33 protein-coding genes are annotated in these 26,895 nt (G+C 40.4%); 23 read left to right on the top strand and 10 right to left on the bottom strand.

Features of this window, described 5'->3' with window-relative positions:
• Positions 1-15: 15 nt before the first annotated feature.
• Positions 16-972, top strand: coding sequence for an ABC transporter substrate-binding protein (locus HUX68_RS18020; RefSeq protein ID WP_174616085.1), 957 nt, complete (start codon positions 16-18; stop codon positions 970-972).
• Between the two features lie 4 nt (positions 973-976).
• The gene (locus HUX68_RS18025) at positions 977-1,744 is read left to right on the top strand and encodes an ABC transporter permease (protein WP_174616086.1); all 768 of its coding nucleotides are present in this window, start codon (positions 977-979) and stop codon (positions 1,742-1,744) included.
• 40 nt (positions 1,745-1,784) lie between these two features.
• On the opposite strand, the gene HUX68_RS18030 is transcribed toward HUX68_RS18025, so the two are convergent.
• Positions 1,785-2,213 carry a winged helix-turn-helix transcriptional regulator gene (locus HUX68_RS18030; protein ID WP_174616087.1) on the bottom strand — a complete coding sequence of 143 codons (429 nt, stop codon included), beginning with the start codon at positions 2,211-2,213 and terminating at the stop codon, positions 1,785-1,787.
• A 153-nt stretch (positions 2,214-2,366) separates the two neighbouring features.
• On the opposite strand from HUX68_RS18030, the gene HUX68_RS18035 reads away from it, so the two are divergent.
• From HUX68_RS18035 to HUX68_RS18075, 9 genes are all read left to right on the top strand, one after another.
• Complete coding sequence (locus tag HUX68_RS18035) at positions 2,367-2,897, top strand: DUF4242 domain-containing protein (protein WP_174616088.1); 531 nt, start codon at positions 2,367-2,369, stop codon at positions 2,895-2,897.
• 87 nt (positions 2,898-2,984) lie between these two features.
• Entirely contained in the window at positions 2,985-4,049 is a 1,065-nt protein-coding gene (locus HUX68_RS18040) for an acyl-CoA dehydrogenase family protein (RefSeq protein WP_174616089.1), read from the top strand.
• A 254-nt stretch (positions 4,050-4,303) separates the two neighbouring features.
• Positions 4,304-4,816, top strand: coding sequence for a GNAT family N-acetyltransferase (locus HUX68_RS18045; protein ID WP_174616090.1), 513 nt, complete (start codon positions 4,304-4,306; stop codon positions 4,814-4,816).
• A 59-nt stretch (positions 4,817-4,875) separates the two neighbouring features.
• Positions 4,876-5,058, top strand: coding sequence for a hypothetical protein (locus tag HUX68_RS18050; protein WP_174616091.1), 183 nt, complete (start codon positions 4,876-4,878; stop codon positions 5,056-5,058).
• A 135-nt stretch (positions 5,059-5,193) separates the two neighbouring features.
• A complete protein-coding gene (locus HUX68_RS18055; protein WP_174616092.1) occupies positions 5,194-5,634 on the top strand; it encodes an NUDIX hydrolase in 441 nt (146 codons plus the stop codon).
• Positions 5,631-5,942: a TIGR04104 family putative zinc finger protein gene (locus tag HUX68_RS19635; RefSeq protein WP_174616093.1), complete on the top strand. Its 312-nt coding sequence runs from the start codon at positions 5,631-5,633 to the stop codon at positions 5,940-5,942. Before HUX68_RS18055 ends, HUX68_RS19635 begins: the two co-directional genes overlap by 4 nt.
• A gap of 379 nt (positions 5,943-6,321) precedes the next feature.
• A complete protein-coding gene (locus HUX68_RS18065; RefSeq protein WP_174616094.1) occupies positions 6,322-6,663 on the top strand; it encodes a winged helix-turn-helix transcriptional regulator in 342 nt (113 codons plus the stop codon).
• 1 nt (position 6,664) lies between these two features.
• On the top strand, positions 6,665-7,597 hold the full coding sequence (locus HUX68_RS18070; RefSeq protein WP_174616095.1) for a DsbA family protein: 933 nt from the start codon (positions 6,665-6,667) through the stop codon (positions 7,595-7,597).
• 2 nt (positions 7,598-7,599) lie between these two features.
• Positions 7,600-7,908, top strand: a complete 309-nt coding sequence (locus HUX68_RS18075; protein ID WP_174616096.1) for a hypothetical protein — start codon at positions 7,600-7,602, stop codon at positions 7,906-7,908.
• On the opposite strand, the gene HUX68_RS18080 is transcribed toward HUX68_RS18075, so the two are convergent.
• Positions 7,870-8,916, bottom strand: a complete 1,047-nt coding sequence (locus tag HUX68_RS18080) for an ABC transporter permease (RefSeq protein WP_174616097.1) — start codon at positions 8,914-8,916, stop codon at positions 7,870-7,872. The two genes, HUX68_RS18075 and HUX68_RS18080, sit on opposite strands and share 39 nt — an antisense overlap.
• Positions 8,894-9,835, bottom strand: a complete 942-nt coding sequence (locus HUX68_RS18085; RefSeq protein ID WP_174616098.1) for an ABC transporter permease subunit — start codon at positions 9,833-9,835, stop codon at positions 8,894-8,896. The genes HUX68_RS18080 and HUX68_RS18085 overlap by 23 nt, the downstream gene beginning before the upstream one ends.
• A gap of 241 nt (positions 9,836-10,076) precedes the next feature.
• Between HUX68_RS18085 and HUX68_RS18090 the strand changes: the two genes are divergently transcribed.
• Positions 10,077-11,240: an MFS transporter gene (locus HUX68_RS18090; RefSeq protein WP_174616099.1), complete on the top strand. Its 1,164-nt coding sequence runs from the start codon at positions 10,077-10,079 to the stop codon at positions 11,238-11,240.
• 267 nt (positions 11,241-11,507) lie between these two features.
• On the opposite strand, the gene HUX68_RS18095 is transcribed toward HUX68_RS18090, so the two are convergent.
• Positions 11,508-12,413: an EamA family transporter gene (locus HUX68_RS18095; protein ID WP_174616100.1), complete on the bottom strand. Its 906-nt coding sequence runs from the start codon at positions 12,411-12,413 to the stop codon at positions 11,508-11,510.
• Positions 12,414-12,518: 105 nt separating this feature from the next.
• On the opposite strand from HUX68_RS18095, the gene HUX68_RS18100 reads away from it, so the two are divergent.
• From HUX68_RS18100 to HUX68_RS18110, 3 genes are all read left to right on the top strand, one after another.
• Entirely contained in the window at positions 12,519-13,409 is an 891-nt protein-coding gene (locus tag HUX68_RS18100; RefSeq protein ID WP_174616101.1) for an AraC family transcriptional regulator, read from the top strand.
• A 435-nt stretch (positions 13,410-13,844) separates the two neighbouring features.
• A complete protein-coding gene (locus HUX68_RS18105; RefSeq protein ID WP_174616102.1) occupies positions 13,845-14,039 on the top strand; it encodes a YwbE family protein in 195 nt (64 codons plus the stop codon).
• 162 nt (positions 14,040-14,201) lie between these two features.
• Positions 14,202-14,894, top strand: a complete 693-nt coding sequence (locus tag HUX68_RS18110) for a serine/threonine protein kinase (RefSeq protein WP_174616103.1) — start codon at positions 14,202-14,204, stop codon at positions 14,892-14,894.
• 67 nt (positions 14,895-14,961) lie between these two features.
• Here HUX68_RS18110 and HUX68_RS18115 read toward each other — a convergent pair whose 3' ends face one another.
• The 5 genes from HUX68_RS18115 to HUX68_RS18135 all read right to left on the bottom strand — a co-directional run bounded on the left by HUX68_RS18115 (position 14,962) and on the right by HUX68_RS18135 (position 19,156).
• Positions 14,962-15,297 (bottom strand): thioredoxin family protein, encoded by a 336-nt coding sequence (locus tag HUX68_RS18115; protein WP_174616104.1) that lies wholly within the window; start codon positions 15,295-15,297, stop codon positions 14,962-14,964.
• An 84-nt stretch (positions 15,298-15,381) separates the two neighbouring features.
• Positions 15,382-16,230: an SDR family oxidoreductase gene (locus tag HUX68_RS18120; protein ID WP_174616105.1), complete on the bottom strand. Its 849-nt coding sequence runs from the start codon at positions 16,228-16,230 to the stop codon at positions 15,382-15,384.
• 179 nt (positions 16,231-16,409) lie between these two features.
• Positions 16,410-16,619, bottom strand: a complete 210-nt coding sequence (gene tatA / locus HUX68_RS18125; protein WP_174616106.1) for a twin-arginine translocase TatA/TatE family subunit — start codon at positions 16,617-16,619, stop codon at positions 16,410-16,412.
• A 26-nt stretch (positions 16,620-16,645) separates the two neighbouring features.
• Positions 16,646-18,382, bottom strand: coding sequence for a GMC family oxidoreductase (locus tag HUX68_RS18130; protein WP_174616107.1), 1,737 nt, complete (start codon positions 18,380-18,382; stop codon positions 16,646-16,648).
• 24 nt (positions 18,383-18,406) lie between these two features.
• The gene (locus HUX68_RS18135) at positions 18,407-19,156 is read right to left on the bottom strand and encodes a gluconate 2-dehydrogenase subunit 3 family protein (RefSeq protein ID WP_174616108.1); all 750 of its coding nucleotides are present in this window, start codon (positions 19,154-19,156) and stop codon (positions 18,407-18,409) included.
• Positions 19,157-19,382: 226 nt separating this feature from the next.
• Between HUX68_RS18135 and HUX68_RS18140 the strand changes: the two genes are divergently transcribed.
• The 7 genes from HUX68_RS18140 (at position 19,383) to HUX68_RS18170 (ending at position 26,157) form a co-directional block, all read left to right on the top strand.
• Positions 19,383-19,820: a CBS domain-containing protein gene (locus HUX68_RS18140; RefSeq protein ID WP_174616109.1), complete on the top strand. Its 438-nt coding sequence runs from the start codon at positions 19,383-19,385 to the stop codon at positions 19,818-19,820.
• A gap of 195 nt (positions 19,821-20,015) precedes the next feature.
• Complete coding sequence (locus HUX68_RS18145) at positions 20,016-20,570, top strand: GNAT family N-acetyltransferase (protein ID WP_174616110.1); 555 nt, start codon at positions 20,016-20,018, stop codon at positions 20,568-20,570.
• On the top strand, positions 20,557-21,231 hold the full coding sequence (locus tag HUX68_RS18150; RefSeq protein WP_174616111.1) for a VOC family protein: 675 nt from the start codon (positions 20,557-20,559) through the stop codon (positions 21,229-21,231). Before HUX68_RS18145 ends, HUX68_RS18150 begins: the two co-directional genes overlap by 14 nt.
• 285 nt (positions 21,232-21,516) lie before the next feature.
• Positions 21,517-23,094: a BCCT family transporter gene (locus HUX68_RS18155; RefSeq protein WP_246206715.1), complete on the top strand. Its 1,578-nt coding sequence runs from the start codon at positions 21,517-21,519 to the stop codon at positions 23,092-23,094.
• A 163-nt stretch (positions 23,095-23,257) separates the two neighbouring features.
• Positions 23,258-24,598 carry an N-acetylmuramoyl-L-alanine amidase gene (locus tag HUX68_RS19640; protein WP_174616112.1) on the top strand — a complete coding sequence of 447 codons (1,341 nt, stop codon included), beginning with the start codon at positions 23,258-23,260 and terminating at the stop codon, positions 24,596-24,598.
• Between the two features lie 535 nt (positions 24,599-25,133).
• Entirely contained in the window at positions 25,134-25,502 is a 369-nt protein-coding gene (locus HUX68_RS18165) for a hypothetical protein (protein ID WP_174616113.1), read from the top strand.
• 106 nt (positions 25,503-25,608) lie between these two features.
• A complete protein-coding gene (locus HUX68_RS18170) occupies positions 25,609-26,157 on the top strand; it encodes a DinB family protein (protein ID WP_174616114.1) in 549 nt (182 codons plus the stop codon).
• On the opposite strand, the gene HUX68_RS18175 is transcribed toward HUX68_RS18170, so the two are convergent.
• Complete coding sequence (locus HUX68_RS18175; RefSeq protein ID WP_174616115.1) at positions 26,154-26,528, bottom strand: YuzC family spore coat inner layer protein; 375 nt, start codon at positions 26,526-26,528, stop codon at positions 26,154-26,156. The genes HUX68_RS18170 and HUX68_RS18175 overlap by 4 nt on opposite strands.
• A 92-nt stretch (positions 26,529-26,620) precedes the next feature.
• Between HUX68_RS18175 and HUX68_RS18180 the strand changes: the two genes are divergently transcribed.
• Positions 26,621-26,875: a hypothetical protein gene (locus HUX68_RS18180; RefSeq protein ID WP_174616116.1), complete on the top strand. Its 255-nt coding sequence runs from the start codon at positions 26,621-26,623 to the stop codon at positions 26,873-26,875.
• The last annotated feature ends 20 nt before the right edge of the window (positions 26,876-26,895 follow it).

Below are 26,895 nucleotides of genomic sequence, written 5' to 3' on the forward strand. Positions count from 1 at the left end.
CAAGGGGGAAGAATGATGAAATATAGAAAAATAGTACTGATGAGCATCCTTTCTGCTGTAATCGTGATATTAAGTGCCTGCGGGGGCAGCGAGACAGCAAACAGCAGCGGGAAACCAACAGTTAAAATAGGTTATTTGCCAATTACACATGCTGTGCCGTTATATATGCAGAAAGAGTTTTTAGGGGAAAATAACAGTTTTAATCTGGAACTTGTGAAATTTCCTTCATGGCCAGACCTGATGGATGCTTTAAATACAGGGAAAATTGATGGAGCATCTACACTTGTAACAGTAGCTATGCGTGCAAAAGAGCAAGGGATAGACTTAAAGGCAGTTGCTCTGGGACATAGAGATGGAAACGTCTTAGTAGCTTCCCCCAACATAAACAATGTACAGGATTTAAAGGGAAAAACCTATGCTGTACCACATGAATTCTCCAGTCATAATATTTTGTTATACATGATGCTGGAGAAGGAAGGCGTAGATTACGAGGATGTAAATGTAGTGGAAATGGCACCTGCCGAAATGCCGGCAGCGCTTGCTACCGACAGAATTGCAGGATATGTAGTTGCAGAGCCTTTTGGTGCTCAATCCGTTGTGTTGGATAATGCGAAGGTATTGTATCAATCCGGTGAACTTTGGAAAAACTCGATTGATTGTGCGCTTGTGTTGCATGGTGATTTTGCGAAAAACAATAAAAAAATTGCACAGGATTTCGTGGGAAGTTATGTGAAAGCAGGACAAAAAGCGGAAGCAAAGGGTGAACAGATGCGGAAGGTTGCATCTAAATATATGGATGTAGACGATGAAGTGTTGGATTTATCCCTGGAATGGATTTCTTATGATAATTTGAAAATTAATAAAGAAGCATACAAAAAATTAAGCCGATATATGGTTGAGATGGGATTATCTGAAAGCCCTCCAAGCTATGATGCATTTGTAGACAATTCATTCATTGAAAAGGTGAAGTGATGGCATGCGATTTACAAAGAAAACATTAAATATAGTGATTGCAATTATTATTGTGTTAGCTGCTTGGCAATCTGTAATTTGGCTGACCGATATTGAAGAGGCACTTTTGCCGGATCCACTTATGGTTGGGGAAGCAATGATCTCCTTATTTGCCGATGGAACATTATTCGCTCATTTAAAAGTAAGTTTGATGAGATTTTTTTCAGGCTATTTATCCGCTGCGGTTGCAGCCATTTTGCTCGGTCTTCTGTTGGGAAGAGTTCAACGATTATGGGATATTGCGGATCCGATTGTGCAGGTTCTAAGACCTATCGCACCGGTAGCCTGGACGCCATTCATTGTTTTATGGTTTGGCATTGGAAGCGCACCGGCGATTGTGATTATTTTTATTGCAGCTTTTTTTCCGATATTACTTTCCACGATAACAGGTGTGAAAAAAGTGGATACCAATTATCTCAAGTTAGCTCAAAACATGGAAATCAAACAGCCGCATCTGATGACAAAAATTATTTTTCCAGCTGCCTATCCTTCTATTGCAAGCGGGCTTCATATTGGCATTGGTACAGCATGGATATTCCTTGTATCCGGTGAAATGGTTGGCGCACAGTCAGGATTAGGGTATTTGATTATTGATGCCAGAAATTTATTGAGATTGGATCTTGTTTTAGCGGGAATTATTTTGATCGGGATTTGCGGTCTGTTACTGGATAAGGGTATTCGATTATTGGAAAGGTTGATCGAAAAAAGATGGGGGATGACAGTCAGCGAGTAATGGGCAAAAGAACGGGGAAGTTATCCCCTGACTTTTGCACTTAAATGTCTACTTCGGCTACAGAAACATCGTCAACGTTTTCTTTGCAGTGGGGGCAATAGTAGGTAATGTTTACTTCATGATTGCACTTTTGATGTATGAGTTTTTTGTAGCATTTTTCCAGATGACTTCTTCCCCAAAGAATGATGGCATTGAAGACATCTTCCAGGTCTCTTCCGCTTTCTGTCAGTGTATATTGGTAACGGGGTGGATGATGAGAGTATAGTGATGTTGCAATTAACCCGCAACTTTCTAAATACTTTAATCGGTCAGACAGTAAATTAGAGGAAATACCTTCCAAGTTATTTTTGATTTCATTAAATGTCGTGTTGCCAATCAAAATTTCATGCACGACAAGTAATGTCCAGCGGTCTCCAATAATATTGAGCGTTTGAGCAATATTACATGGCAAATCATAGGTTGCTTTCACGATTGTACCTCCTTCTATTTACCTAAATATAACATAACCTGAAATATTTATTCCATAAGGTTGATTTTTTGAAGTTAGTATAATAAAATAACTAATAATACATTAAGTTGATAAGTTTTATCGGAATTAGCATAATTTAAGGAGAGGATATGGATGTCCCTTTATTTAGTGGAGTCAAATGTAGGAGAAACAATTAATAACAAAGCAGAGTTTGAGAAAAAGGTTTCGACTATTCAGGAGAGTGTAAGTAAAGCGAATAATAATCTCATCGAAGTTCAGGTTTCGAAAGACTTTAGCAGAGTATTTTTAATTTTTGAAGCAGAGAATAGTGATAAACTGCAAGATGCTTTGGTTGAAACAGGGGTTAATGTTGAACTGGTAAAAGAAGTAAGATTAGTAGGTAAAGAATTAGACGAAGTGAAAAAACAAGCCGATAATGTAAATTATCTGGTGGAATGGAATTTACCTGAAAGCTTGACAATGGATAAATATTTGGAACGTAAAAAGAAAAACTCTGTACACTATGCAGAGGTACCGGAAGTTTCATTCTCACGAACTTATGTATGTGAAGATATGACAAAATGTCTTTGCTTCTATGATGCACCGGATGAGCCCGCTGTAAGAAGGGCAAGAGAAGCAGTGCAGACCCCAGTTGATTCCATCACTGAAATTGACAATGACTAATATGTTTTTAATGTCCTGAAGATCTCTTTATCATGAGAGATCTTCAGTTTACTTACCACCATGTCTTATCAAAGGGGAAGCAGGTATATGGTTGTGAAAGAAGAGACAGGAGTTACAAGGTTGTTAGATACTGCGATTCAAAAGAATTTAAAACCTTTTGTCAGAAAAATTGATACCGAAGCCTATTATGCCGAAGGTTATTTAACGGGGCTAGGTGAAGCAGGTTTGTTGCGTTCTGATGACGTTTCAACCAGTGAACGATTAGAGAGGGAATTATTTGTTACTGAAAAAACAGCGCAATATTGTATGACCACTGCATTTAATTTATGGTGTCATCTTGCTTCATTAACCTATTTGAGAAACAGTTCAAATGATTATTTAAAGAATGAAATACTGCCATATCTTGAGCAAGGCACCTTTTTGGGAGCCACAGGGTTATCCAATCCAATGAAGTACTATGCCGGATTGGAAAAGCTGCATTTACAGGCGAAACGTACGAATGGCGGGTACGTGTTATCGGGAACTATCCCTTCTGTTTCAAATTTGAAAGATAATCATTGGTTTGCAGTAGTGGCTGCCTTAGCTGACAACCAGCAGGTGATGGCCTTTGTACCCTGTAATGCCATAGGATTATCATTAAAGGAAAAGATTGGTTACTTGGGTGTCAATGGCAGCGCAACATTTGCGTGCAGATTTACTGATGTATTTATCCCTGATGAATGGATGGTCAGTGATAATGCTGAAGCGTTTTGTGAAAACATCAGGTCAACTTTTGTATTATATCAAGTACCACTTGGTCTCGGTGTCACGTATGCTTCCATCCAATCGATGAAGAAATCACCTCAAAAACAAGGTGGGGTTAATACATTTTTATCCATCCAGCCGGAAGAGATAGAGCAGGAATATCTGTTTATAAAGGATAGGATTGCTACACTTCTGGATCAAGATAAATTGGATTGGAAAGCAGTCCTGCAAATCAGGCTGGATATTGACAAACTGATCATTAAGGCGGTACACGGAGATATGCTGCATTCCGGCGGGGCAGCATACTTGCAAAAGAGTAATCCAGCAAGGAGATTAAGAGAAGCCTATTTCCTGATTAATTTAACGCCGACGGAAAAACATTTGGAAAAAATGTTGGCAGCGCTATGAGTTGGAACAAGAAAGCACAGATTGTCCTTTTTAAGTTATACACTTGAAAAGGTCTTTTTTTGTGATTTGTTGTTTATAAGCGTTTATTTTAGCTTAGCACTTTCCTGCAAGTAATTGGGAGATCCTTTTTTCATTTAGAAAATGGATGTACGTCTTTTTCAATTTCATGATAAACTATTAGAAAGCGATTTCAATGGGTTCAAAGAAAAAATGTTAAAATTCCAATTTGATAGTACTTGAAAGGAGACCATAGCATGATGCTATCCACTGAAAGATTAATATTGCGACCGTACGAAGATAAAGATATGGACTTTCTCATGTCAATGCTTTCTGATCCTGAAATGGTGCGCTTCATTGGAAATGGAAAGATAAAAGATGAAATCGGGGCAAAACAATTCATGGACTGGATTTACAGTGCATATGAGTATGGTTCGGAATTCGGATTGCATGTAATGGTACTGAAAGGTGAGGATGCTCCTATTGGTCACGCCGGTCTTGTTCCGCAACAGGTTGAAGAAAGAAATGAAATTGAAATCGGCTATTGGGTTAAACGTCCATACTGGGGGCAGGGATATGCTACAGAGATTGCAGCAGCACTTAAGAATTTTGGTTTGCAGGAGCTGGCTGAGCAAAGATTGATTGCACTGGTCCAGCCTGGAAATGTCGGTTCCCAAAAAGTGGCGGAGAAGATCGGAATGAAAATTGAAAATCAGATCAAGCTTTCGGGTCAGGATGTATTTTTTTACACTGTAGGAGAGTCTGTTTAAGGTTCGCACGATTCAAGCTATATTTCTGTTCTTATGTCGTAGAGGGGAGGGAAAATTACTTGATGCAAATTTTATTCTATGTTGTTTTTCTTGTTACACTATTTGGTTTTATCAGCTGGAGGAAATACAAAAAATATAAGAATCCGCAAGAGCAAACAAGCCACAAAGCGAAATCCACTGAGGAAAGGGAACAGGATCAAAATAAATATAGAGGTTTTGGTCAAATTTCCGGTCCAATGTAATACCTTCTGAAAGTTAATACGGGCTTGATGCTCCAAGTCCGTTTTCCTTGTATTTCTGGAGATCATGTCAAGTTACCTAATTATAACATTAACTTATAATGTGAAATAATCTTATTTCATTTTTGGAGGTCGTTCATGAAAAAAGGAATAATCCGGCCGTTAGCCATCTGTGTTTTCAGACATAATGATTCGATTCTCGTTGCGGAAGGATATGATTCTGTAAAGGATGATTATTTTTACCGGCCGATTGGAGGCGGAATTGAATATGGAGAATCTAGTGCCGATGCAGTAGTACGGGAAGTTATGGAAGAAATCGAAGCGGATATTTATGCCCTTAACTACCTGGGAACGGTTGAAAATGTCTTCACTTTTAATGGGGAAGTTGGCCATGAAATCGTTATGGTTTATGATGCATCCTTTGCTGATAAGTCGTTTTATAATCTTGAAACCTTTGAGGGAAAAGAGGATGATGGATCCATATTTAAATTGATGTGGTGTCCAATTAATGATTTTCAAAATGGCAAGTTACGGCTTGTCCCGAAAAATCTTTTGGAGTTGGTGGGCGTAAAAGCATGATATTGCAAAAGTGTGTGGGTTGTGATTATCACTTTAAATGGCGAACCTTATATAAAGGGTTGATGATCGGATATAAACCAATACAATGCCATAGATGTGGAACAAAACATAAAGTAACTTTTTCAACAAGATTGCGAGTTGCATGTTTAACTACAGTCCCGCTAATATTGCTTGCGTATTTTATGGTGCCTGAAGTTTTTATAATGTCTGTACCGTTTTCGCTGATTTCTATTTCATTAGTCATAACAGCTATATTTCTGACCTTACTTACCCCATTGGTTGCCAGGTATAATTCCTGCGATAGCTAAAACTTATTATTTGTTTATCCGGGTGGTGATTGCCATTAATAAAAAAATACGAACAATTATTGGCTTGATCAGCAGTCTTATTCTATGCATCTATGGAGTGTATGGATTGATAGCGGATGAGCCGATTTCCAGTTTACCCTATTTTGCTATTATACTTGCAGTAGGCGGTTTCGCTGGTGTCATTGGAGGTATATTGGAGCTTCAAAAAATGTCAACGTCCTAGACATCAATGCAGGGATGCACATATTTTGAAAAAAATGAATTCAAGAAGTAATTGCCATCTATTAATTTGGAGGTGCTTTTTTTATATATCAAGTATAATTTATATACTTGATATACTTTATATTTATGATATACTATTTATAGTGAGGTGTTGCACATGCAAACATGCCCTTATATTGAAGCATCTTTTCAAATTCTAGGGAAAAAATGGAATGGCCAAATCATTCATTATCTATCTTTATGTGAAAATCATACTGCACATTTTTCCGATATGAAACGGGATTTGAATGGAATTACGCCAAGAGCACTTTCTTTGAAGCTTTCTGAACTTGCAACTGAAGGATTGGTTAAAAAACTTGTTGAAAGCGGAACATCTGTAATTATTTCGTATGAATTAACAGAAAAAGGTAGTGCGCTGGCCAATAGTCTTAAACCTATTCAGGAGTGGGCGCAAAAATACATGAATGTCGAAATACCAACGGAAAGCGGGGAAAAATAACATGGCAAATAACAATAATATGATGTGTGATGCGGAAACAGGCGTATGCGGTGTATCGGGGGAAGATGGACTGCAAACAATTGATTTCAACAAACCAAAGAAAACGATTGACCTTTATTATGTGACAGACCCGATTTGCTCGCATTGCTGGGCACTGGAACCGGTACTTCGCCGTTTTACAGAGCAATATGGCGATTATTTTAGCGTAAAAATTGTTATGGGTGGTTTGCTGGAAAAGTGGGGTGACGGACCGGTTGACCCTGCAAATGGTATTAATGGTCCAGCGGATGTTGCCGGACACTGGAGAGAAGTCGGGGAACAGACACGGATGCCGATTGACGGAACACTCTGGTATGACAACCCTGTTCAGTCATCATTCCCTCCTTCCCGTGTATTTAAAGTAATTCAACAACAGGATGAAGAATTAGCTGGTGTATTTTTACGACGCTCCAGAGAAGCGGTTTTTGCATTTAATCAAAACATTGCAGATAAAGCTGTTTTGGTGGAAATTGTCAATAAACTTGGACTGGATGGCGAAAAAATTGTAGGAGAAGCAGAATCATCCAAGGCACATCAATTGTTAAATGAGGATTTTGCACTTGCCGGAAGTCTTGGTGCCAGAGGATTCCCAAGTATCATTATGGTGAATGAGGAAAATAAAGGCGTCAAAATTGTTGGCGGCCGTCCGCTCGAATACTATGTTTCCGGATTGAAGCAGGTATTGGATACGGTGGAGATCGAGGCAAAAGCCCAACCGGCACTTCCCGGCTTGCTTGAACAAGAGGAACTTCTTTTTTCCAAAGAAATAGAGGTAATGTATGATGTTGAACAAGCGGATATTGATGCATTTGTGCAAAAAGAACTGTCTTCAGCTGATTATCAAACCAGGGAAATTCTTGGTGAAACCTATATTGTAAAGCATAAAGGAGTATAACCATGCCATACGTACTGCAGGTCGATTTTAAAATGAACGGGCCATTTGGGAATGAAATGGCAGACGTCCTCAAATGGGAGAGAGTAGCCCTCAAATGGGAGAGAGTAGCCCTCAAATGGGAGAGAGTAGCCCTCAAATGGGAGAGAGCAGCCCTCAAATGGGAGAGAGCAGCCCTCAAATGGGAGAGAACAGCCTCCAAACGGGAGAGAGTAGCCCTCAAACGGGAGAGAGTAGCCCTCAAACGGGAGCGCGCTTTCCCAAAATGGGGGAGTTCACATCACTTTCCTGTTATCATGCAAAAACTTAAATGATTCCGTTTTGATAGGACTAATCTGAACAGTCGCTTGCTTTTCTTTCTTCCGGTCTATAGAGGAAGGCTTCTGCTTAAGCAAAACGTTTTTCAGTCCTTCGACAATAAAAACCATTGCCAGAATTGTTAGTGTCAGTGCAATAACGGGAAAATAAATCATCCATGGGTAAATCGTAATAACATCGTGTGCCGCTGCGATCAAACCGGACCACTCATAGGAAGCGGATGAACTGACCATTTCGGACTGATTTCCGATTTCTAAACTAGTGTCCTCTACTATGAGGTTTGTTCCTCCAACGAACAGTCCCAAAATACCAAGGTGGGCCAGCAACAAAAACACCTGTACAATTTGTTGCGCAAATAAAATAAACAATCGTGATGAAAGAAAAGGTTTTACATGGCGCAATAATAATTGGAGTCGGCTGCTTCCCAAAGAACGGGCACATGTAATAAATTCATATTTTTCGATTTCCGTTATTTCTTCACTAATGGTCAGAGCCAGTGCAGGTAACGCGATGAATGTCAGCGATGCTAATGTGAAAATTATTTTCTCAGTATCGGTAAATGCCCAGCTGTAGATCATAATTACCGGTGAGACGATAACAAATACAACAAGAGCAGCGGGGGCGTATGTAAATGAATCAAACAAGCTTTTAAATGACGGTCGTAATTTTTTCAGAAACGTAGCAAACGTAATGCTTGCCAGGATAGCCAATACCATTCTGCACACAGCTACAACTAATGCAAAACCAATGGTATATTTCGCTCCTTGAATGATTTTATACAACATACTGACACCATCCCGATCTGTGCCCATCGGATATTTTTCAGATGGAGGTAGCGGATGCTTGCTGATGAGTTTTCCGTTATCATTGTATACTAATGTGGTTTCAAGTGGATCAGGCGGTCCGACAAACAAGCTGTAAGAAATGCTTATACAGAGTATCGTTAGAATAAACAGCGTCCCGATAAGAACCAGGGGTTGTTTAAATATTTTCACCACTGTCATGAACCAGCCCTCCCTTCCTCAAAAGCAGTTTTCCAAACCCTAAGACAAAATAGAAAGGTATGAATATCATTAATAAACCGATCGTCAGGATAAACGGTGTTGTTGGCGCAAAGGACCACATGAAATTCATGAAACCTTTCATATTGAAGATGATTTCAAGCATGAGCAGATTTGAAAGTGCAAACCAGAAAATGGTCTTGAATTGGTAAAACAAAATGATCAAGGTATTTCGTAAAATATGTACAAGTAAAATCCAACTTTTTCTTAGTCCCTTTCCTCTTGCAAATTCGACATAAAGCTTGTCCGATTCTTCTTCAAACAGCTGGACTAGGTGTTTAATTAGAAAAATTGCTGGTAAAATTGCCAGACATAATATTGGCAAAATATAAGCAGGATCTTCATGGGATGAAAAAATATCGAAAAGCATTATATCTGTTCTTATGTACAGCCAAATAATAGTGGTTTGCAGAATGAGAATAATAAAAAGATCGGGTATCGACTCAATGACGAACAACACAAAGTTAACTGGTTTTTTTAACCAATCTGGCATCATTAAAATAAGAAAGGTGAATAAAACAGCAATAAGTAATCCGGCAAAAAGTGCGCACAAAAAGATGGTCATCGAGTATAAAAACTTATAAAAGAAAGCAGGGAAGAGAGGCAGGAAATCAGCATTATAGTAATAGTTGATTTCCGTAAAATGAAATAAGCCCGAAATGGTACCAACTATATGTGTTACATAGTTTTCTGGATGAAAACCAATATCATGGCCAAGAAAAGAGGCACTTTTCAATACGCCGGATTCCATTAATTTCAGAACGGACCGCATGGATTCCATTTCATCGAAAAGCAGGTATGGGAGCGATCCCAGCATTAATATTCCAATTGTAGTTAGACAAAATTGGTATGTTGTTTTCATATGTATCGTCCTTTCAGGTTTTACGAGAACTTCGGCGGTATTATAATTTTTTCTTCAATTATATCCTTGAATATATCCAGAATATAACAAATTACCTATTTTTATCAACATTATTTTCAAAAAATTCATAATGTAATAGAGAAAGCGATATGAATTTTCCCTGGAATTACATGCTTGTCTTTTGCAGCAGATGGGTTTACGATTGAAACTTGAACAAACTAGAGTTGAAAGGCGTCATAGAATGAATAAACGTGTTTACTTTTTAATGATTGTTGCATTTGTAGTGGGAATGGTTGAATTAATAATTGGAGGGTTATTGGACCTGATGGCAAAAGACCTTGGTGTCAGTCTCGGCCAGGTAGGTTTTCTGATTACCATTTTCTCACTGATTTTTGCTGTCGGTGCACCGATTCTATTAATTCTCACCTCCAATATCGAACGAAAACGGCTGACATTAATTTCCCTGGTAATCTTTTTACTGGGAAATATTGTAACAGTATTCAGCCCGACATATACTGTTGTGTTTATTGGAAGGGTCATCTCAGCATTAAGTGGATCACTATTGATTATATTGTGTCTAACTATCGCACCATCCATTGTCCACCCGAAATACCGCGGCAGGGCAATCGGCATTGTGTCCATGGGTGTCAGTGCGTCGATAGTGTTGGGCTTACCTGTCGGACTGGTATTGGGAAATGCATTCGGCTGGCGCGCTCCGTTCGTACTGATTGCAGTATTAACAGTCTTATCCATGGCAGGTGTATTCTTTTTAATGGAGCGAATCGAGCCGAAGCCCTCCAGTCCGATTGGAGAACAATTGGCAACGTTGAAAAACCGCAGAATATTTTTTGGACAGGTTATTACATTTCTGTTTATAGCTGGACACACCGTTCTGTATGCTTATTTGACTCCTTTTGTAAAAACAACGATGGGGATAGATGGAACCTGGGTAAGTATTATTTACATGATTTTCGGAATTGCAGCGGTGAGCGGCGGTGCAGTCGGCGGCACGCTTTCTGACACGATAGGGCCGAAACGGACGATTATGTTAACGATAGTTGTGTTTACAATGGTAATGTTCGCTATCCCGTATACCACATTTGCATTAACGGCATTTTTGCTCATTCTCGTCATCTGGGGCATGCTGAGCTGGACACTTGCTCCGGCTACAATGTCCTATTTGATCAGTCTGTCACCGAAAACCTCAGACATACAGCAAAGTCTGAATAACTCGGCCCTGCACCTTGGCATCGCATTCGGATCATTGATTGGCGGCGTGGTTATCGAGCAGGTGTCGGTTGAACAGAATGCAACAGTCGGAGGATTCTTTGTGATTCTATCGATTGGCGCTGCGTTGATTTCGATGTATCGGAGACAGGATTCCAGGAATGTGGAAAAGCAGTAGGGCTGACTGGAGCTTGAAGAAGCTGTCTGTTATGTATTATCCGTGGATTTCGCATATCGAGAGCAAATCGCGGATATCTACTCTGAATTCGTGGATATCGTAATCAAAAACGTGGATATACGGTGCGAAACCGTGGATATCCGGGCTGTTTTCGCGGATATCCGTTTACACACCATGGTCGAATATGGCCCTCATTACGGCAAGGGTCGGAATGTCCTGTGATATGGTGTTAAACATCAAACAGATTTTCCTCTGCAAGTAATGTTATCAGGAAGACTTTTTATTTAATGCCAATAAAAAAATCATCCCTATAATACAAGCGGTGCCAACCCATTGGAAAATACCGAATGACTCGTTTAACCAGAAAACGGTAGTCAATACAGCTGACAACGGCTCTAAACTGCCCAGCAGGCTTGTTTCTTTTGGTGAAAGACTTTGTAGACTTTCGATGTAAAACCAAAATGCAATCATCGTTCCGAAGATGATAACGAATATTAAGTACCCATAGACTTCAAGTGTCAGGCTGCCAACATCCACTTGCCAGGGCGGGTGGATCACGCTTAACGCCAGACCGCCGATGAACATAGCCCAGCCGACAATGACAAGAGAGTCGTATTCTTTCAGCAAAGGTACGGCATATAATGTATAAAATGCCAGGGCTATCCCGGATAACACTCCCCAAATGATGCCAGGCGCTGGAACAGAAAGTCCGGAAATGGAGCCGTTGGTTAATAAGAAAAAGGTACCTGTTAAAGCGAGCAACACTGTCAGCAAATCACGTCTTGTCAGGACCGTTTGCCGTCGTAACAGTAAATAAATGATGATCATTGCGGGTGCTAAATATTGTAATAATGTGGCAACCGCAGCATTGCCGTGGTTAATGGATGCCATATATGTATATTGGACTCCGAGCATCCCCAGTAAGCCGAAAATAATCAGTTGAACAGCTGTTCTTCCTTTTTTCCAGACTCCGAGAATTTGTGAACGATCTTTTCCAAAAAATTGAACAGTTAACAGTAACAAACCAGCAATGACAAGGCGTGTTGAGACGAGCCAATTGACATCAATGGCGTAATCCTGGAAAAGTTTTTGAGCAACGGTGCCGCCGACTCCCCAAAAGGTCGCTCCTGTTATAACAAGGAATAGTCCAGTTCTTCTTGCAGGCATAGTCATGTGTCACCTCCATCATTAATATAATTATAGTGTTATAATAAAAGATAATTCGCTAAAATAATACGTTTATTGAATAAAAAAATATAACTATATTGAGGTGGCTATATGCAGGTCAAAGATATCGAGATTGATCAGAGTTTAAAAGAACTGACGCAGCATCGGACAGCTGTGTTACCAATTGCATGCTACGAGACCACGATTAACCAAAATATACATGGATATATACCACTTCATTGGCATGATGAACTTCAATTTATTTTTATCGTAAAAGGTGAAGCAATTTTTCAAATAAATGAAGAGAGCGTTGCAGTCCGGGAAGGTGACGGGTTATTTATAAATAGTGGAAGTCTGCACATGGCAGAAGAAGGTAATCAATCGGGCTGTGTCTATATTTGTGTAAATGTTTCACCCCATTCTGTATTGTCGCAGGAACTCTACACAACCTATGTATCGCCTTATATTCAGGCAACCAATTTATCCTGCTTATATATTGATTCCAATAAGTCGTGGGGGAAACTGATTTTACACGCGATTGTAAAAATCAATCAATTGATTCAGCAAAAATTACCGTACTATGAAATGGACATCACCGTGCAATTGACATTAATTTGGAAAAACATCATCCTGAACGGTTTTCCATTAGAATATGATCAGACGGTAATGTTAAAAAATCAACGAATGAAACAAATGATCAATTGGATACATTTACATTATACCGAGAACATTAAGCTGGACGATATTGCAAAAGCCGGTCAATTGAGCCGTTCTGAATGCTGCCGGTATTTTAAACGAAATTTAAAAACAACCCCAATGCGTTATGTAATCGATTATCGAATTCAAAAAAGCTTAAGCCTGTTGCAACAAGAATCCAATGTTACAGAAGTTGCCTTTCAAGTGGGTTTTAACAGTACAAGTTATTTCATTGATAAATTTAAAAACTCAATGAGGATGACACCATTCGCATACAAGCAATATAAAATAGGTGATGGTTATTAAATGTTATATTTTCTAATGTAACTATAAAAAAATTGCCAAAAAACACAAACACATGTTCGTTTTTGACAAAAATATGATATAATAAGATCACCCCCATAAAGAAAGGGGGTGAATAAATATGGAGATTGTGGTGTTAATTGCAGCTATTGTTGGATTGGTAACCGCGTTGGTAAATCTGACATTATACACCAAGAAGAAAGACCATCGCTCCACCAAGCGATAGTCTTCTGCTAAGCCACGGGCAAAGGGAAAGTTTTTTACTTTCTCTTTGCTTCTTCATATTATATTTTCATTATATAGTATTTATACACGGAAAACAAGAACGTTGGGATGGGTGTTCAGTTGACAAAAGAAGAGTACTGGCAATTTGTTAATTGGGAAGAATCAACATCGGATTCCATTGAAGAAAACGAATAAATGAAGGAGACAAAAAACATGACAGGAACACGGAGAGAAAATATAAAGCAAGGACAAAAAGTACGTGTTGTACAAAAGCAGGATCAGCGGACCGGAAAGTTAACGGAAGGTGTGGTGTCTAAAATATTGACAAATTCTGCTTCACATCCGCATGGCATAAAGGTTATGCTGGAGAACGGCACTGTAGGCAGAGTGAAGGAAATTGTAAATTAACAAAAAACATGCGTTAATTCCTCTTTTTTTCCACATTTATTCCATTTTTACTGTGGATTCTTACGTTATAATAATGATATGGGAGAATTTAAGCATATTGCCTGTTGGAAAACATAATATGACTTAATAGTGAAGCTAATCCGAGAGAAGGAGCGCAACATTATGGAAAATAACTGGGACATTGCGCAAGAATCGCTTTCCCAGATTACCGTTTATTCAAATCCGGATAACAAACCGGTTACCATATCTGGTCATGCGGAAGAACTGAAGTGTGTTGGTGTAGGGACAGATGCTGCTGTTTTTCAGCACCTTTACGCCCCGTCTTTTGCATTTAAAGTTTATGCAGAGGACAAAGTATCCAAGATAAAAACGGAAAAAAATATTTATGATATGTTAGGAGATACATCTTTTTTTCCGGTATGTTTTGCAGCCAATGATCGATATCTTGTTTTAAGTTATGAAGAGGGGATTACACTCTTTGACTGCCTTTTGCAAGGTATTCATATCCCCGAACAAGTTGTGAAGGATGTGGAGAGAGCGAGAGAATATGTTCGTGAAAAAGGGTTGAATCCGCGTGATATGCATTTAAAGAATATATTACTGCAGGATGGCCGAGCCAAAATCATTGATGTCTCCGAATATATACAGCCGGGGAATGATTTCCGATGGGAACATTTAAAAAAAGGATACGAAGCACATTACCATTTAATTGATGGAAATGCGATTCCGTTCTGGCTGATTGAAACAGTCCGAAAGTGGTATAATCAGCAGCGTAATCGTTTTTCTTCATTCGATGAGTTTATGAAGACTGTTTTGAAACTTACAATGTTTAAAAATGAGAAAAAAGTGAAGTAAAGATAATTATCTTTACTACAAATCCCTTTTGGCAAAAAGCGCATGAGGGATCATTTTTTGTTTCGGATTAACCAGCCATGTGCTGATATACTTTATCCATTTTTTCTTTAAGCAGGTCCATATGTACAATAAGCGCTTCACGGATATATTCTTTTCCGTCTACAAAAAGCAGCAAAACAGGTGCGGTAAAGACAGAATACTTCCCGGCAATTTCAGCCACTTCCTGCGCATTAACTGATCCGAGTGCAATTTCCGGATATTTTTCCATCAGCTCCTGAACCTGTGGCTTTAACCCGTGACAGACACTGCAGTTGGGGGTGGTAATATACAGAAAAGATAGCGACTGGTTGTTGATGAAATCTTTCACCGCTTCAATAGCTTTCAATTCTTTAAATTCTCTCATAATCAAACCTCTTATAATCATTGTTTTTCTTATTATATCAATATTTGTTGTATCTCCATATGAAAAAAGCTTAGATGGTACAGCTTATATCTTCTTCAAAATTGCCCGCTCGACCCATTTCCATGGCAGTAAATTTTTCAATCGTATTTGTTTATTTACCCCTTTCCCAACTGGATAACGCAGGTCAGGATGGTCATCTTGAGCCGCTTCGACAATCTTTTGGACGACTTCTTCAGGGTCACCGGCTGTTTTGGCGATATGATTGACGACCTTCCACAATCGTTCATTTTTGTTTTTATAGGGTGATGCAGCGTCAGAAGTGAAATTATCCATTCCTTTTGCCCAAATATCTGTTTGATAGGAACCGGGTTCGATTAATACGACATTTACCCCGAACGGCAGCATTTCCAGGCGTAAAGCCTCACTGAATCCTTCCACAGCGTGTTTGGATGCGGAATAGGGGCTAAGACCTGGAAGTGCCACTCTGCCGCTGATGCTGGAAAGGTTGATAATCGTTCCCCGCTGCTGCTTGCGCATGTACGGTAGGACCGCCTTTGTCACAGCAACAAGACCAAAAAAATTTGTTTCAAACTGCTGACGCCACACTTCCAGTGACACTTCTTCAGTAAAGCCGCCTGCAGCATATCCGGCATTGTTGATGAGTACATCAATATGTCCGAACCGATTAATAACTTTTGGAATCACCGTGTCAATTTCATCCTGTTTGGTCACGTCCAATTGAATGCACGAAATGTTTGAAGCAACGTTTTTTTCTTGTGCTGATTGAAGCAATCTTGTCTTCTTTGATAAATCACGCATCGATGCCAGAACGAAATAGCCGGATTTTGCTAAGGCGACACTTGTCAAAAGACCGAATCCGCCTGATGCACCTGTTATGAAAACAGTGGGTCGATATTGTTTGGATGGATTCATTTTAATTCACCCCAAGGCTTTCTTTAGAAGGATATTGGGTTCACGTACCTTATCTGTTTATAAGCCAATGATAGCATATTTTGGAGATGGTAAACGAGGAATGAAAGACGCAGAAAAACCGGGAACCTGATTCCCGGCTGGATTCTGGAAGTTATGTGTCAGTTCATTTCAGCTAATGTCTATTCATCTCTTTTTGTTGTTTCAGTGGAATGCTTCAGTTTTGTTTCTTCCTCATCGTCACGCATCAGTTTATTTGTGGAACTTTTAAATTCCGAGAGTGTTTGTCCCAGGGATCGGCCGATTTCAGGCAGTTTTTTTGGTCCGAAAATAATCAGTGTGATTCCCAGGATAAGAATTAGTCCGGGAATGCCTATATTTGCAATGCCCATTGGAAATTCTCCTTTCCTGCTGGAGTTTAAACCGTTTTACGATTTTGTTTCCGTTTAACCAGCTGTCCGTTATTTTTCAGGTATTTTAAAATACCTTCTGCTGCCCGGTAAGCAAGAGCGCCAACTGTTCCTGTCGGGTTATAGCCGCCATTATGGGCAAATGCTGATGCTCCGATTACGAAAACATTATCGACATCCCACATTTGCAAGTAGTTATTAAGCGCGGATGTCTCCGGGTCTTCTCCCATAATGACACCGCCGGTAATATGGTCGTTCTGAGCAGGGACAATGTTAAAGTGTTCTGTCAGCTCTTTCGGTTCAACAACCTCGGCGCCCATTTCTTCCAGAATATCCGCACATCTGGCTGTAATATAGTCATATAGTGCATGATCCTGTTCGGTAAAGTCATATGTCATCCGGAGCAACGGTTTTCCGAAACTGTCTTTGTACATCGGGTCCAGACTTAAATAATTGTGCTTGTGCGGCATCGAGGCACCTTGTGATGTAACTGGTATGGAACGATTAAACCATTTAATGGATTCCTGTTTAAACTTTTTTCCCCATCGTGGTGTATCGCTCGGTGCTCCGTTTTCATTAATTGGTCTTTTTCCCAGTTGTTTCATTGTAATTGAACCGCCGTGGATAAAGTCCAGATCGGAATGATCAAAGTTGTCATTATTGTAGTCATCAAGTGTAGTTCCGAGCGCACCGGCGCCCATTGCAGCATTAAACCTGTCTTTAAAAAACCCGGTTGCGACGGCAGTAATCTGGTAACAGTAATTTTTTCCGATGACCCCTTGTCCGTTTTTCGGATTATATGGACGGCCAAGGTTGGAGTTTAACAGCAAGCGGCAATTATTCAACGTGTAGCTTGTTAAAACAACCACATCTGCCGGCTGCTCGAATTCTTCACCTGTCTGGACATCGACATATCTGACACCTGTCGCCTTATTTCCATCATGGGTGATTCCGGTTACATAGGAATTTGTTCTAAGCTCAAAGTTTCCCGTTTTCTGAGCGGTCGGGATTACAGTTACAGTCGGGTCGGATTTTGCTCCGTACTCACAACCGAACTTTTCACAAAATCCGCAATACTGACATTGGTTTAATGTCTGACCATCCGGGTTCGTATACTGTTCTGAAATATTCGCGGATGGCTGCCGGAATGGGTGCAGTCCCAGATTTTTGGCTGCTTGCATATATTTTTCAAGTATGGGGGTGTTCTTCATTGGCGGAGTTGGATATTTTTCCTTCCGCTCGGGTCTGAGCGGGTTTAATTCACCGCTTGTTCCGGCCATTTTTTCAAACTTGTGATAGTACGGTGCCAATTCATCGTACGTGATGCCCCAATCTTGCAGTGTATATTCTTTCGGAAGTTTATTCTTTCCGTATTTTTTATCGGTCATCGTTTTAATTTGAAAATCATACGGCGAAAAAAACCATGTATCCCCGTTCCAATGGACACCGGCGCCACCGACACCAGTCCCAATCAGAAATGCACCGAACTGACGCATTGGCAATGCACGTTCGTCGATGTGATTCCGGAATGTGACTGTTTCCTGGGAAAGGTCCTGCATTAACTCATAACGGATAGCATAGCGGTATTCATCATGCACCATCTGAAAGTCCTCTGTAGATCTGTCATCACCCCGCTCCAGACCAACAATTTTTTTACCCGCTTTGGCAATCTCTGCGGCAATGATACCGCCTGCCCAGCCGACGCCTACTGTTACGACATCAACTTTGTCCATTTTTTTTACCATCGAAATCCTCCTAATGTGGCTGCTTTATGAATAATGATCTCCCAACGATTTTGGTTTAATATCAATGAATTTTTCACTGCCAATCCGGTTAATGTAGCTCATTTGGCTTCCGGGAAAATCTTTCATTCTCCATCCGTCCATGTCAGCATTACCGCCGTATAGCGGATCTGCGTACGTTCCTGAGATGGTCGCCGAGCGCAGTAAATCAAAAAAGTATGCAGAGCTGACATGTTTTAATTTAACCTCATCATTCTCAAACTTCTTCAGTATTTCGTCCTGTTGTTCACCTTCCAGATCAACGAAGGATTTATTGTGTTTGGATTTACTTTGATTCTCAAGCTCTCTTATTCCCACCATGAACACAGCACTGCGTTTCAATGGAGTCTGATAACCCTGATAGTCAGTTCCTTCAAAAAATGGGCCTTTCATATACTCCCTGTCATTATTGCCATAGGCTCCTGCCAGTTCATGGTCGATAAAGTATGGGGCACCAAGTTCAATCGCTCCAGGCCCAATTTCGTCTTTCGGGTAAATTCGTTCAGCAGCTGCACTGAGTATTTGGAAATCGGCTTGTCTGGTAAAGAACATTAATGCCCGGTTATAATTGGTTGTATTATTTTTATTCGATTTGGTTGCCGTTTCATCATCAAGAAAATTAGTGCCAAGAAACGCACCCAGAACCCCACCGCCGATTGCACCACCGGCAACATAGCTCGAGTTTCGTATGAATTTACGCCGCGATATTTTGTCATCTGATTTTTCTTCATCACTCATCATTATCCCACCTTTCCACATTCATCCATTATGTGTTGGTTAGTATATCCAGGTATAGTCATTTTATTTATGGAAAAGGTATGTTGACCTATAGAATTGATACGGCACTGACATTGGGAGAGGAAGAATATTATCCGATAAAGGTGTCAGACACTTTTTTGCAATAATTCCCTTACATAAATGACATGTATTATCCAAACCTATGTCATGAAAGGGGAGGTTTATAATGAACCAGCAAATTGGAAATATCATGACACAAAATGTAGCGACAGTCAGTGAGTCACAATCCATTCAGGAAGCGGCCGAGATTATGAGCTCTAAAAATGTCGGGTCACTTCCGGTAGTAAACAGCAGCGGGCAAGTCACTGGAATGTTGACTGACCGCGATATTACACTCCGTACAACTGCAGAGGGCAGAGATGGAAATACACCTGTTTCTCAGGTGATGTCTTCTCAGCAGGTAGTTCAGGCCGACCCGGGAATGGATGCTCAACAGGCTTCGCAAATCATGGCAGAGCACCAGATACGTCGATTGCCGGTTGTTGAAAACGGTCAGGTAGTCGGGATGGTTGCTTTAGGTGACCTTGCTGCAGATTCTCAAAATGACAGCAAAGCCGGACAAGCACTGTCCAATATTTCTACCCCTTCTTCACCAAAACAATAGGTGTAAACATGTCCTCCGCTTCATGGTAAGTGGAGGACGTTTATTTGTAGAGCTGATGCTTAAATAGGTTTCATATTTTTCAAAAAAGTTATGTTATAATAAAATCTACATTAGACCAAACACCAAAGATAAAACATCCCCTGGATCCGATCTGGATTGGGGATATTTTTGACTAAAGAAGGGGGAGTTTTACATATGACGATTGAATTTAAACCGATGAGTGAAGAAAAGTTCAGCCAATATTCGGATAGGATGGCAGTGGACTATGCAGGTGAACATGTGAAGGCCGGAAACTGGAGTGAACATGAGGCTGTTGATAAAGCAAAAAAGCAGTTGGAGCAGACGCTGCCGGATGGTTTGGAAACAAAAGGACATTTTCTTTTTTCTGTGTGCAATGATGATGAGCCAATAGGGGTTCTTTGGTTAAATGTGCGACCGACTCTGCACGGTAACGATGCATTTATTTACGACATCAGGCTTGATGACAATCAACAAGGAAAGGGTCTGGGAAAAGCTGCGATGCAGGAGCTTGATAGGTACGCTGAACAACATGGTATTCAGAAAATAGCATTGCATGTATTTGCTCATAACGATCGTGCTTTTGAACTGTACAAGAAAATGGGCTATGAGATGACAAACATTCAGATGGCGAAAGTTTTTCCAATCTATGCGCAACAGCGAAGGGTTGGAACCGTCACTAATTCTAACAAAAGAGAAGTAGAGGGGGTGGAGCGTTATGAAGATAAATAAAGTTACAATGTACAGCAATCACCTAGAGAAGATGAAAGATTTTTATGTAGAAAATTTAGGATTTGAACTGCTTAATAAGGATGAGAAGGGATTTGAACTGAAAGCAGGGGAGAGTGTGCTTGAGTTCCGGGAAAATAACCTGGATAGTGAGCCATACTATCATTTTGCTTTAAATATTTCATACAACCTCTTTCGGCAGGCGAAAGAATGGGCTTTTGAAAAAATGGAGCTTAATACGGAAGGCGGTGATGATGAAGCACATTTTGAATTTTTGAATTCAAAATCCATCTATTTTTTTGATCCTGGCGGGAACATCGTGGAATTTATCGCTCGAAAGAGTTACCCCAATTCTGGCGCTGCAACGTTCACAGTAAATGATGTTTTGAATATCAGTGAAATGAGTCTGACTGTAAATGATGTGATAGGAATTGCGGGAAAAATTATCGAACGGGGCGTTCCGGTTCGAGAGAATGAATCTGTAGATGCGAACAGCCTTAATTTCATGGGTGAAGCAGAAGAAGGTGCCTTTTTATTATTGGGACCATCGGAAAGACGGTGGATTTTTTCTGACAAGGATTCAGAAGTTCATCCTGTGCGGATCCAGGTGAATCATAACTTATTCATTGAAATGGATGGAAGTGGCAAGCTTAAAATCTGCTGAAAAATTAGCTGGGCAGCCATTGCGAGCTGTCCGGACTGTTTAGCTTACAATCGGATATCCAAACTTTTCGATTGTGTTTTGTATCTCCGCTGGTCTTCTTTACTATATGGAGATTTCACTTTGCCGGAGTTGAATAAGACTTTTAGCTTCTTCTACACCTTCCATTTTCTCCAGTTTTCCTTCTTCAATTTGTCATTGTTTTCAGCAAGTTTATAAAAAATTGTTTGTGGTACATACATTTGAAGAAATGAGTTGTTATAAAATCAGGTTTATTGGAGGATTATTATGAGTAAGAGTAGCGAGGAAATGAACAAGAAAGGTATGATTGATTATAAAATTTTTGTCCCATCCTTGCTGATTGTTATCGCAATTGCTATCCCATTTTCCTTGTATGAGGAGAAGTCGCTGGAGTTGTTGAACAGTATTTTTAATACAATTGTTGACAATTTCAAGTGGGGTTATATATGGTACGCCATTATTCTGGTTGCTGCCGGGGTCTATCTGTCATTTTCCAAGTATGGGAATGTCGTCCTTGGTGACCCGACTGAGAAACCGCGTTTTAATTTGTTTGAGTATTCTTCAATTCTGATTGCGATGGGGCTTGGTTCCACCATTATGCGGACCGGGATGCTGCAGTGGTCCAAAGTTGCTGCGGATCCTCCATTTGGAGTCGAACCTGGCTCAACCCAGGCATTAATGTGGGGAAACTCATACAGCATGTTTTTATGGAGTTTTCAGGTGTTTGCGATATTTGTAATGGCTGCACCGGCAATGGGATATATTTTACACGTCCGGAAAAAGCCGTTCATGCGGATTTCCGAAGCATGCCGGGTTATTTTTGGCGATAAATTTACTGATGGTGCCGGGGGAAAAGTACTGGATATAATTTTCCTGGTCAGTATTTTATCAGGTGCTGCCGTTACACTTGGTCTTGGGGCACCGATTGTCACGTACAATATTGCATACTTGTTTAATCTCGAGTTGTCGTTCGGGTTGACATTGATTGTGACAGTTGTCTGGGTAATGCTGTTCTCGCTAAGCGCATATCTCGGTATTGAAAAAGGGATTAAAAAACTGAGTACGTTTAATATGTATGCTGCAGCCGGTTTTGCTGTATTCGTACTTGTGGCCGGACCGGGAATTTTCATTTTAAATTATTTCACTGATAGTGTCGGTTTCCTGTTTTCGCATTACCTTGATTTTTCGATTTATACAAATTCACTTGATTTAAATGGTTCGACACATATTGTCAGCTATACTGTGTTCTGGTTTGCCTACAGTGCAACATGGGCAATGCTGCACAGTGTGTTTGCGGCAAAAATATCCAAAGGAAGAACAATCCGGGAAATGATATTGACGTACTTACTGGCGCCAACCCTTATTTCCTGGCTCTCAACCGGTGTCCTTGGCGGTCTGGGTGTCCACCGGTATTTGACCGGCGAAGTTCCTGTCCTGGATATTATTAAAGATGATGCGATGACAGCCATTCCGCAGATATTATCGACATTGCCGCTCTCATGGTTGGCAATCAGCGTATTTATTATTGTTGCGACAATTTTCCTGACGACAACACTGGATTCGACAACGTATACAATTGCTTCCTATACAGGAACACGCAATATGAGTAAAGCAGAGCCGTCCCGGGCATTGCGTATTATTGTTGCAGCAGTTATTACCGTAATAGCACTGATTCTGATGCGTATTGGCGGTCTTGCTCCGCTTGAAGTGCTGTCAGGTCTCATGGGCATACCAATTATTGTCATTCAGTTTCTGACGATTTACGCTGCCAAGAAAATGATGGATGAGGATGAGGCCTGGAAGTATAATATACGGAAAGAAAAGAAAACACAGCAGGGTAAATAATTGCTGCAGGAGCATGGTGCCTATTCAGGTGCGATGCTCTTTCTCTGTGCGAAGGTACAAATTTAAGCATATTTTCACAATTTGTGATCTATTTGTCCAATACCAATTTAAAAATTTTAATAGTATATATTGCATGATCCTTTAAGCGAAAGGAGTATTATTCATGAAGCTTTACTTAGACCCAGGGCACGGAGGTTCTGATCCGGGTGCCCGTGGAAATGGAATGGCTGAAAAAGATATTGTCTTGGATATTGCCCTCAGAATACGTGATATTTTGACCAGCGGCTATAATAGGGTTGAAGTAAAAATGAGCCGCACGGGAGATAAAAGTGTGAGCCTGGAAGAGCGGACAAATGAAGCAAACTCCTGGGGCGCGGACTATTTTCTGTCTATTCATTGCAATGCTTTTAACGGGCAGGTACAGGGATATGAAGATTATATTCACGACAGTCTGTCTGATTCATCACAGACAGCGATCTATCAGAATGTGATGCATGAAGAAATCATTGCTGTAAATCGGCTTACGGACCGCGGACAGAAAAAAGCGAACTTCCATGTGTTGCGGGAATCGGTCATGTCGGCACTTCTAACGGAAAATGGATTTATTGACAATGAACATGATGCTGCATTAATCAGTGATCCATCATGGCGCCAAACTGTGGCACAAGGGCATGTCAATGGTTTGGCAAGGGCCTTCAATCTGGAGCGAAAAAATGAGGAGAAGGCTTTATACAAAGTTATTGCCGGATCGTTTCAATCTAAAGATAACGCAGAAGAGCGTGTTGCCTATCTTCAATCAAAAGATATTTCGGCATTTGATTATACAACGACGCTTTCCGGAAATCGATGGTACCGTGTTCAGGCTGGTGCATTCTCGAGCCGGAAAAATGCGGAGACCCGTTTGAAAAAGGTTCGAAAAGCAGGAATTAAAGATGCTTTTATTTTGACAGAGGGGGACACTGGCGGTGAAAGTGGTCCCAAGGGGTATGCCATTTCCGGAGCGACTTTTTTATCCCCGGAATTGATGAATCAATACGTTAATAAAATGAATGCAGATGCAATTGAACTGGGAATCTATTATTTGAAATTTGGTGCGGATTACGGAATCAGAGGGGATATTGCCTTTGCTCAGGCGATGCATGAAACAGATTTTCTGAAATTCACCGGTATTGTCCAGCCGGAACAGAATAACTTCTGCGGCCTTGGTGCAACCGGACCGGATAATCCAGGTGCCAGTTTTGACACGCCACGAGACGGAGTTCTTGCCCATATCCAGCATTTATATGCATACGCAACGACGAAATCATTACCGGATAAACACCCGCTCGTTGATCCCCGCTTTGATTTGGTGACACGTGGTTCAGCCGGTTCATGGGTCGAGTTAAATGGAAAATGGGCAGTCCCTGGTAATCATTATGGCCAGTCGATTCTGTCACTGTATGAACGTATAATTGAATTCTCTATGAAAAACCTAGAAGAGATTAGGAAGAATATTTCGGCATAAACGGGAAGGATGGAAAATGATGCCCTCCAGCGGCATCATTTTTTTTAGGCTGCTAAAAAAAAGTATAAAATCTTACTTTATTGTTTAAGTGCAACTATGGCTGTCACCTAAAAGCTATCAAAATTCGGGTGATGTCAGGTGCTCCCATCGTGAGGTATACTTAAAGTATAACTTTTCTTTCCGGGAGGTGCGAGACGATGCAAAAAAGCAATCCATTTTACAAGAATATACTGTTCTGGGTTGTTATCATTCTTATACTTATCGTTGTGGCGGGTATATTCACATCAGGGAATTAACATTTCGAATAGTGTCCTATTTTATAATTAAATAGTTTCAAATAAGCCAGTTTATCTGTTGAGCTGGCTTTTTTGTTTGATGTGGAATCGGACAGATTTTCAGCCTGTGATATACAACTGAAATAATTGTCATTTGTCTGTAGTCTAATTCTCAGCAAATTCTCATTTTCTTCAAAGGTGATTCTTAAAGTAATGTTTTACGATGTAATCAGACATAAAGAAGAAGAGGAGAGGTAAAGTTGAGAAATCTTTTGGTAACAACTGCCGCGGGTGTATTGATTTTCACCGCTGGAGGATTTGCAGGAACAGGAGTTTTTCAGCCGAATGGGGAGGAAGCACATGCTGAAACGGGGGCCGGGCAAATGGATCAGCAGCGATTGGAGACCAATGCAGCCGGGAGTTTTCCGGAATTTAGCGTACTGGATGAACAAATTGATGCGGATGATTATGAAATGCAAGTTGTTGAGGATAACGAACATACCCGTATTATCATCCTGAGTGATGAAGACGGTAATGGCCAGTTCAAAAGTGTTTATGTAAAGGATTCAAATGTACTTAAAATAATCGATTTCGATCAGGGCATGGTTTTCAGGGGGACAATCGGATAGTAAACAATACAAGTGTGCAGCATTTTGGATTTTTTACCATGATGCTGTGCTTTTTTAACCCTGAAAGAATGAGATGTGATATGATGGCGATATGAGGGTGATGGATATGAAAAGTGCGGTACTGACAAATTATTTTCAAAGATTGGATCAGCAGCGTACATTATTTTTTAATAGTGAAACGATTGATTTTTCGAGAGTGTTTATACGACCTTTTCCCAATAAGTGGTCTGTCGGGGAAACATTATATCATTTGGTGTTGATGATTAAATTTTTTCGTCGGTTTTCACAGTTTTATATTCCGGTAACAACCCCCGTTGCTCGTTTGAGGAGGAAGAAGCCATTTAAAACGGAAATACATGACATTTATCGGGAGCATACCGAAAAGCAAAAAGGGCCGATGGACGCTCCGAAAATAATTGTACCGCCTCCAGGTTTGGCGGAAAAATATAATTTTGAAGAAATCAAAGAAATACTTGTGATGGAGACGGTAAAACTAAGGATGGACGTCAATCATATTGAGCAGGATATTGCCGGACACATCTGCTATCCTGATCCGATTGCTTATTATCCGAATTTGCTGCAAAGTGTGCAATTGCTGGCGATTCATGAACAGCATCATTTTAATCTCGTAAGAAAATATGAATCTATGTTCTAGCGCCACCGTAGTGCAATTCTCAATATACAGCATTCCAGATCTTCTAGCTGTGAGCTGAAAGACAGAGATAACCCATCCGGATTAAAGTCAACATCCACGTCGGATGTAATGCCTGTTGTTTGGATTAGCCGTTCAACCTCTTCCATATCGGATGCCTGTGCTGCATACATTAATTCCGTATCGAATGCTTTTGAATCAGCAAGTTTGTCGAGAACGATACCGGCATCTTCCATGAGTTTTTTTGTTTCATTTGCGGATTCATACAAAAGTCCTGCATCAACGTCAGGGTACAGCTGCTGTCTGGGATGGTGGTACGGACTATTCGGGCAGGAAGGGTTTTGACAATAGAACGGTACATATGAATAATACATTTTTGGATACACTCCTCGTCAAATATTATTCATTTATACTATGCGCCCATGCTTGTTTAAGGGACTATTCATGTGAATTGGGGGGAACATTTTTGGTAACGGTTGAACTTATCATCTTATTGGTTGTTTTATTTGTTCTGGCGCTCGGCGGGACGTTTTTTGTTTTCAGGCAGGAAGAAAAAAAGATGAAGCGGTATGAGCAGGAAGGGGACACAGTTGAGGATGAATTACAGCGTTCACGCGATTATGAGTCACATTCTCTGAAATCAAATGTACCAAGACTGCTGTTGATTTATGTAATAACTATTTTCCTGGGGCTCACTGCATTTTTTATTTATATTTTTTGACTTTTTCGGAGGTGGAAATG

Source organism: Virgibacillus ihumii (assembly GCF_902726655.1).
In the GTDB taxonomy this organism is placed as follows: Bacteria; Bacillota; Bacilli; order Bacillales; family Amphibacillaceae; genus Lentibacillus; species Lentibacillus ihumii.

What these genes read in the sequence shown, in the direction of transcription:
- HUX68_RS18070 (WP_174616095.1), top strand. Translation starts at nt 6,665, where the DNA reads ATGGCAAATAACAATAATATGATGTGTGATGCGGAAACAGGCGTATGC.
- HUX68_RS18045 (WP_174616090.1), top strand. Translation starts at nt 4,304, where the DNA reads ATGATGCTATCCACTGAAAGATTAATATTGCGACCGTACGAAGATAAA.
- HUX68_RS18100 (WP_174616101.1), top strand. Translation starts at nt 12,519, where the DNA reads ATGCAGGTCAAAGATATCGAGATTGATCAGAGTTTAAAAGAACTGACG.
- HUX68_RS18055 (WP_174616092.1), top strand. Translation starts at nt 5,194, where the DNA reads ATGAAAAAAGGAATAATCCGGCCGTTAGCCATCTGTGTTTTCAGACAT.
- HUX68_RS18145 (WP_174616110.1), top strand. Translation starts at nt 20,016, where the DNA reads ATGACGATTGAATTTAAACCGATGAGTGAAGAAAAGTTCAGCCAATAT.
- HUX68_RS18020 (WP_174616085.1), top strand. Translation starts at nt 16, where the DNA reads ATGAAATATAGAAAAATAGTACTGATGAGCATCCTTTCTGCTGTAATC.
- HUX68_RS18035 (WP_174616088.1), top strand. Translation starts at nt 2,367, where the DNA reads ATGTCCCTTTATTTAGTGGAGTCAAATGTAGGAGAAACAATTAATAAC.
- HUX68_RS18090 (WP_174616099.1), top strand. Translation starts at nt 10,077, where the DNA reads ATGAATAAACGTGTTTACTTTTTAATGATTGTTGCATTTGTAGTGGGA.
- HUX68_RS18110 (WP_174616103.1), top strand. Translation starts at nt 14,202, where the DNA reads ATGGAAAATAACTGGGACATTGCGCAAGAATCGCTTTCCCAGATTACC.
- HUX68_RS18135 (WP_174616108.1), bottom strand. Translation starts at nt 19,156, where the DNA reads ATGAGTGATGAAGAAAAATCAGATGACAAAATATCGCGGCGTAAATTC.
- HUX68_RS18115 (WP_174616104.1), bottom strand. Translation starts at nt 15,297, where the DNA reads ATGAGAGAATTTAAAGAATTGAAAGCTATTGAAGCGGTGAAAGATTTC.
- HUX68_RS18120 (WP_174616105.1), bottom strand. Translation starts at nt 16,230, where the DNA reads ATGAATCCATCCAAACAATATCGACCCACTGTTTTCATAACAGGTGCA.
- tatA (WP_174616106.1), bottom strand. Translation starts at nt 16,619, where the DNA reads ATGGGCATTGCAAATATAGGCATTCCCGGACTAATTCTTATCCTGGGA.
- HUX68_RS19635 (WP_174616093.1), top strand. Translation starts at nt 5,631, where the DNA reads ATGATATTGCAAAAGTGTGTGGGTTGTGATTATCACTTTAAATGGCGA.
- HUX68_RS18105 (WP_174616102.1), top strand. Translation starts at nt 13,845, where the DNA reads ATGACAGGAACACGGAGAGAAAATATAAAGCAAGGACAAAAAGTACGT.
- HUX68_RS18170 (WP_174616114.1), top strand. Translation starts at nt 25,609, where the DNA reads ATGAAAAGTGCGGTACTGACAAATTATTTTCAAAGATTGGATCAGCAG.
- HUX68_RS18155 (WP_246206715.1), top strand. Translation starts at nt 21,517, where the DNA reads ATGAGTAAGAGTAGCGAGGAAATGAACAAGAAAGGTATGATTGATTAT.
- HUX68_RS18150 (WP_174616111.1), top strand. Translation starts at nt 20,557, where the DNA reads ATGAAGATAAATAAAGTTACAATGTACAGCAATCACCTAGAGAAGATG.
- HUX68_RS19640 (WP_174616112.1), top strand. Translation starts at nt 23,258, where the DNA reads ATGAAGCTTTACTTAGACCCAGGGCACGGAGGTTCTGATCCGGGTGCC.
- HUX68_RS18095 (WP_174616100.1), bottom strand. Translation starts at nt 12,413, where the DNA reads ATGACTATGCCTGCAAGAAGAACTGGACTATTCCTTGTTATAACAGGA.
- HUX68_RS18025 (WP_174616086.1), top strand. Translation starts at nt 977, where the DNA reads ATGCGATTTACAAAGAAAACATTAAATATAGTGATTGCAATTATTATT.
- HUX68_RS18040 (WP_174616089.1), top strand. Translation starts at nt 2,985, where the DNA reads ATGGTTGTGAAAGAAGAGACAGGAGTTACAAGGTTGTTAGATACTGCG.
- HUX68_RS18130 (WP_174616107.1), bottom strand. Translation starts at nt 18,382, where the DNA reads ATGGTAAAAAAAATGGACAAAGTTGATGTCGTAACAGTAGGCGTCGGC.
- HUX68_RS18075 (WP_174616096.1), top strand. Translation starts at nt 7,600, where the DNA reads ATGCCATACGTACTGCAGGTCGATTTTAAAATGAACGGGCCATTTGGG.
- HUX68_RS18080 (WP_174616097.1), bottom strand. Translation starts at nt 8,916, where the DNA reads ATGACAGTGGTGAAAATATTTAAACAACCCCTGGTTCTTATCGGGACG.
- HUX68_RS18065 (WP_174616094.1), top strand. Translation starts at nt 6,322, where the DNA reads ATGCAAACATGCCCTTATATTGAAGCATCTTTTCAAATTCTAGGGAAA.
- HUX68_RS18085 (WP_174616098.1), bottom strand. Translation starts at nt 9,835, where the DNA reads ATGAAAACAACATACCAATTTTGTCTAACTACAATTGGAATATTAATG.
- HUX68_RS18140 (WP_174616109.1), top strand. Translation starts at nt 19,383, where the DNA reads ATGAACCAGCAAATTGGAAATATCATGACACAAAATGTAGCGACAGTC.
- HUX68_RS18175 (WP_174616115.1), bottom strand. Translation starts at nt 26,528, where the DNA reads ATGTATTATTCATATGTACCGTTCTATTGTCAAAACCCTTCCTGCCCG.